This is a genomic window from Sporomusa sp. (assembly GCF_057736855.1).
This window is the reverse complement of the sequence record NZ_JBYKYF010000222.1, coordinates 1-5,184: the sequence shown is the minus strand read 5'-3', so window position 1 is coordinate 5,184 and position 5,184 is coordinate 1. Positions and strand designations below refer to the sequence as shown.

The following is a 5,184-nucleotide window of genomic DNA, read 5'->3' as shown; positions in this document are numbered from 1 at the left end:
GCTACCTGCTTATATCTACCCTCAATTAACCCTGACAACAGCAGCGGATCAATATTGCCGCCACTGACCACCACGGCTACTTTTTTTGCTGGCAAGTTGATTTTACCGGCCAGCAGAGCAGCAACGCCAGCTACCCCGGCTCCTTCGGTTATGATTTTACCGCGTTCCAGCATAAACAATATTCCTGCTGTTAGCTCTTCTTCATCGACCAGAACCAGTTCATCTACATACTTCTGCGTATAATAAAAGGTAACATCCCCTGGCTGCCTCACAGCAATGCCATCAGCGATTGTATTGACTGCTGACAAGCAATAAGCTCTGCCGCAAGACAGCGATTTCACCATAGAAGGTGCACCTGCCGCCTGTACGCCAATGACCTTAATTTTAGGGTTATGTTGTTTTACGGCAACAGCTAACCCTGAAATTAAACCGCCCCCACCAACAGGAGCAATGATCGCGTCAACATCAAACATCTGTGACAGAATTTCCAGAGCAATGGTACCTTGACCAGCGATAATGGCTGGATCGTCAAAAGCGTGAATAAAAGTCTGTTTTTCTGCTAGCTGCAAACGACAAGCGTGTTGATAGGCTTCATCATAATTCTGGCCATATAGCACCACCTTGGCACCATAGGACGCTGTTGCCCGAACCTTGGCCTGCGGAGCCTTTTCCGGCATAACAATAGTGGCTGGTACACCACAGACGTTAGCCGCCCAAGCCACCCCTTGGGCATGATTCCCGGCCGAAGCCGATATTACACCTAATTTCATTTCTTCTGGAGTTAAGCTAAATATCTTATTAACAGCTCCTCTGATCTTGAATGATCCAGTTTTTTGCATATTCTCCAGCTTTAAATACACCTGACAATTAGCTATTTCACTCAATGTCCGAAAAGGCTGCAGTGGTGTTTGGTGAACAAAGGGGGTAATTCGCTGCCTGGCCTCTTTTATTACTTGTAAATCAAGATTATTGTTATCCATAAACTACCTCCTATCTAAATCAAAAACCTCCGCCCCTGGTTAAGGGACGGAGGTTAATCCGCGATACCACCCTAATTATTGCAACCTATTAACTAGCTGCAATCTCTCATTAAGTACGGAGCAATAGCTCGATACCCCAGCGCGATAACGGGCACTGTTTTCTCCTAACGGAGACCCGGCGTGGCTTACTGACGTTCAGCCTGCAACTCACAGATGATTTTCGGTCATAGCAGATATTACTGGCTCACACCAACCCCAGCTCGCTGAAATACCTTTGTTATGCCTACTCTTCTGTTCATCGTCTTTAGCACTATATTGTAACATATTGTATACAATATCACATAAGTTGTCAAGCTGAAATAAACAAAAGAAATATATCATTTGATGACTAGTCAATTTGCTAAGCAGTTACGATTATCTGCCATGATACTACAGAACACAGACGGAGATCCTTCACCACCTGTGTTCTGTCCTTTTAGTTACATGTTTCCCTTATTGTTCTTATGGCACCCTGAACCGCAGCCACCCTCGCAATGGCACTGAGATTCACCCCGGAGTCCCTTCCAAATCATTCTGGCAATTACCCGGCTGCCAATAAGCCGACCACAAACAAAATCAAGTTTTCCATTTGAGTAACTCCTCTCTTAGTAACCTAGGAATGTCCCAACCTGATAGACCACCAGTGCTACAACCCATGCTAAGGCAGTAGAATATACCATGCTAAAGAGCGGCCATTTCCAAGAGTTAGTTTCCCGTCTAATAACAGCGATTGTGGCCAAGCAAGGCGCATAAATTAATACAAATACCATTAATGTAAAGGCCGTCAGCGGCGTAAAGCTCTCATCATTAGCCAATGCCTCTTGTAAACCTACCGAGCTTTCATCAGCTTCACCGATACTATAAATAGTTCCCATGGTGCTGACCAAAACCTCTTTAGCCGAGAAAGCCGCAACTAAACCAATACCTGCCCGCCAGTCAAAACCAAGCGGTTGAATAACCGGTTCAATAAAATTGCCCATTCGTCCAGCATAGCTTTGTGCTAATTTTTCACTGGCTTTTTCCTTTTCCATGGCTCCAATTTCGTCATCCATTGCGTCTTTAAATTCAAAATACAGCGCACCCATCGGAACAACTCAGCATTAGTTTCTTCCAATTGCTTGAGCTTAGCTTCCTTATCCGCTGTTAGTACAGCTAATTTTTCACCATCTCCTTCAAGGTCTTCTGCTGCTGCCTCAAATTCTTCATGAATGGCTGTCATACTAGCAATCAGCGCCTGTAGCTCATCATGCTCATCTACACTTCCAATTTGTAGCGGTTTTACAATTTGTTCTTCCACTTGTTGACTAAAAACAGCTTCAGCCTGAGCAATCAATTCTTGATAATCTTTACTGTATTCAACCTCACCCGGATAGCTAACCATAAACCAAATTATAATCGAAACCGCAAGAATAATCGTACCGGCCTTTTTCAAATAAAGCACACTGCGTTCCCACATCTGCAATACAATGGATTGAACAGTTGGAACTCGATAAGGTGGTAATTCCATAACAAATGGTTCAGTTTCACCTTTAAATAATACGGTACGAAAAATCCGGGCCATAACGATGGCTAATACAATTCCTATCACATATATGGAAAACAAAACCGTACCAGCCATAGCTTCACTAAAGAATGCGGCAATCAGCAGCGTATATACAGGCAGCCTAGCGCTGCAACTCATGAGTGGCGTTACTAGAATTGTCACCAGACGGTCACGCGGATTCTCCAAGGTGCGTGTTCCCATAATGGCTGGCACACTGCAACCAAATCCTAATAATAATGGAATAAAGGACTTGCCATGAAGGCCTACAGCTCGCATGATCCTATCCATAATAAACGCGGCTCTCGCCATATAGCCGCTATCTTCCAGAAAAGCAATTCCTAGGAACAATAAAAGGATATTAGGTAAAAAGACAATAACTCCGCCAACGCCACCGATGATTCCATCAACAACTAAGGATTTGAAATCACCGTCAGGCATGTGAAGACCTACATATTTCCCTAGGGCTTCTACACTGGCTTCAATCCACTCCTGTGGATAGGCCCCAAAAGTAAATACCATATTAAATAACAGCCACATAAGTCCTAAAAATATTGGCAGCCCTAGTACCCGGTTAGTAAGAATACGATCAATCTTGTCTGAAGTTGTTAAGAGTCCTTCCCGGCGGTATAGGATCACTTCCTGACAGATAGCTTTACTGTAATATTAGTGGCCAATAAATTATGTAACATAATACGACTGCCACGAACTTTGACAATAATAGAATCACGACTGCGACTGAGAACACAGACAGGTGTACCTGGTGTGAACCCTAAATCAGTAAGACGTGCCCGTACCTTTTAGGCCCACCTATGGCCGTTACTAACATCAATTGCCCTTGTTTGGCACTCTGCATCCTAACCACCCTCTTAATTAGTTTACGTTAACTTCAATTTTCTCGGCTTCGTCTTTGCGCAAAGAAAGGTTAAAACCCTTAACCTTGATTTCCATTGGATACCGAGTGGCGCAAATTTCTGCACTTCTATTTTTGAGCCAATTACTAGTCCCATATCAACAACTCGACGCTGAATCGGCCCATTCCCACGAATTTTGGCCACGGTCCCCTTTTCGCCTGGTTGTAACTGGCTTAATAATTTAACCATACTATTTCCTCCTACAAAATTATGATATCAATAATCATTCTCAATATATGTGCAAAAAAATTTTATCCTATAATCCCCTCTTTAGCCCCTAATTGTTTATGCTAACCTTGACAGCCTCAGATTACAAATGATAATCAGTTTCATTAAGTTTTTTATATTATTGCAAATACTGGTATGAGTGTCAAGTGTTTTTTTGCTCTGGACATCTTTGTCGGCTTGGGACCGGATACGGCAATATTCGGAAAGCCTAATATAAAGCCTTGAAATACAAAAAGACTTTCTGCTGAAAAAAGCAGAAAGTCCTTCTATTGGTTACCAATATTTTTGCAGTCGTCCGAGTTATATCTCCTTCTACTTGGTAGCAAATAGGTAAGTGAGGGTAAAAGCTACTTCCATATTGTATATCGCAACAGAACCTTTTCGTCATCAGATGTTTTTAAATAATCAACACCAACCCGGTTAATACGCACCCCGCCACCATATATACCTGCACCACCAACCAAATCCACTTGAGGTCGGTATTTTCTCGCAGCAATTTCACTTAACTTGGCTGCTACTATTTGCTTATCGATCTCTCGCTGTAGAGCCACTTCTTTATTAATAAGATCTGTTACATCCATTATCGCAGCGGTGCTGATTTCGCCAGTGAGCTTCCCTTTCTCAAACTTGCCAGTTTCACTTGTAATACCTTGAAGTTCATAACTTTGATCATTATACTTCATATAAATGGTTGGAGGTTTGACTTGCATGGCAATATCAGTCTTTTCCGGTACAGAAGTTACCTCGCCAGTTGTAGCATCTTTATAGATGATAGTTTCTTTGGGAACATAGGCTAATTCTGTTATCGTTTTGGTCTCAGTCTGAATGATGGGAGGTTTTTGTATTTCCTTATATAAAAGTTGTTCGGTATAATTTAGACGCTCTTTCGTGCTTGCTAGCAGCTCCTTAAGATCAGAAATATACCAGGAGTGCATAGCCCAAGCACCTAAGCTACTACCAAGAAAGAATGCGATGATTAATGGAATATACTTTTGCCACCAGTTACCCATAAATCTTTGGCCTCTTATATTAAGCTTTTCGGATTCTATACTCACCCCAATCATCACTCCTTATCTTATTATCGGAGAAGGTATATGTATAGGCGACCGACTATGTCGCCTACGCCTATACTATAAGCTTAACAACAAATCCTATAATTACAGCACCAGAAAGCCAGACCACCTATTTCGGAACTTGATATTTAGCAGCCGCTTCCTCGATCTTATCGTCAATTTTGGTACCAACATTTACGAGATCTTTTTTAATCTCTTCTTTTATTTTTATAAATTCCGCTTTGATATTTTCTTTACATTCTTCTTTAAGTTCTTCTTTTATTTCCGCCTTGATGGTCTCTTTTATTTCTTTCAATACATTTTCGTCCACCTGCTCACCTCCTAATTCATTTTATTCTGTCAACACAGATTATGTTACATAATTCGCTACTGCAAGGAGATGGAGGGCAGGCGCTGTCTTTAATCAAAAG

6 protein-coding genes, 1 pseudogene and 1 other annotated feature are annotated in these 5,184 nt (G+C 42.0%); all 7 genes and pseudogenes read right to left on the bottom strand.

The annotated features are described in order from the left end of the window. The coding region (gene ilvA, locus AC29Z1_RS13120; protein WP_488271903.1) for a threonine ammonia-lyase at positions 1-980 on the bottom strand (980 nt) is incomplete at its 3' end. A 39-nt stretch (positions 981-1,019) separates the two neighbouring features. Beyond that, positions 1,020-1,288: a binding site (T-box leader), on the bottom strand. Positions 1,289-1,624: 336 nt separating this feature from the next. Next, positions 1,625-2,071: a nucleoside recognition domain-containing protein gene (locus AC29Z1_RS13115; protein ID WP_488271902.1), complete on the bottom strand. Its 447-nt coding sequence runs from the start codon at positions 2,069-2,071 to the stop codon at positions 1,625-1,627. Then, a complete protein-coding gene (feoB, locus tag AC29Z1_RS13110; RefSeq protein WP_488271901.1) occupies positions 2,020-3,198 on the bottom strand; it encodes a ferrous iron transport protein B in 1,179 nt (392 codons plus the stop codon). Before feoB ends, AC29Z1_RS13115 begins: the two co-directional genes overlap by 52 nt. Further along, positions 3,195-3,344, bottom strand: a pseudogene (locus AC29Z1_RS13105) (FeoA family protein); the annotation flags it as partial. The pseudogene AC29Z1_RS13105 and the gene feoB, both read right to left, overlap by 4 nt. A gap of 93 nt (positions 3,345-3,437) precedes the next feature. Next, a complete protein-coding gene (locus AC29Z1_RS13100; RefSeq protein WP_488271900.1) occupies positions 3,438-3,662 on the bottom strand; it encodes a FeoA family protein in 225 nt (74 codons plus the stop codon). A gap of 386 nt (positions 3,663-4,048) precedes the next feature. Further along, a complete protein-coding gene (locus AC29Z1_RS13095) occupies positions 4,049-4,756 on the bottom strand; it encodes a hypothetical protein (RefSeq protein WP_488271899.1) in 708 nt (235 codons plus the stop codon). Positions 4,757-4,883: 127 nt separating this feature from the next. After that, on the bottom strand, positions 4,884-5,084 hold the full coding sequence (locus tag AC29Z1_RS13090) for a hypothetical protein (protein WP_488271898.1): 201 nt from the start codon (positions 5,082-5,084) through the stop codon (positions 4,884-4,886). Between the last annotated feature and the right edge of the window lie 100 nt (positions 5,085-5,184).

Excerpts from the sequence above, each read along its gene's own strand:
- AC29Z1_RS13115 (WP_488271902.1), bottom strand. The coding sequence starts at position 2,071 with ATGGATGACGAAATTGGAGCCATGGAAAAGGAAAAAGCCAGTGAAAAA.
- AC29Z1_RS13100 (WP_488271900.1), bottom strand. The coding sequence starts at position 3,662 with ATGGTTAAATTATTAAGCCAGTTACAACCAGGCGAAAAGGGGACCGTG.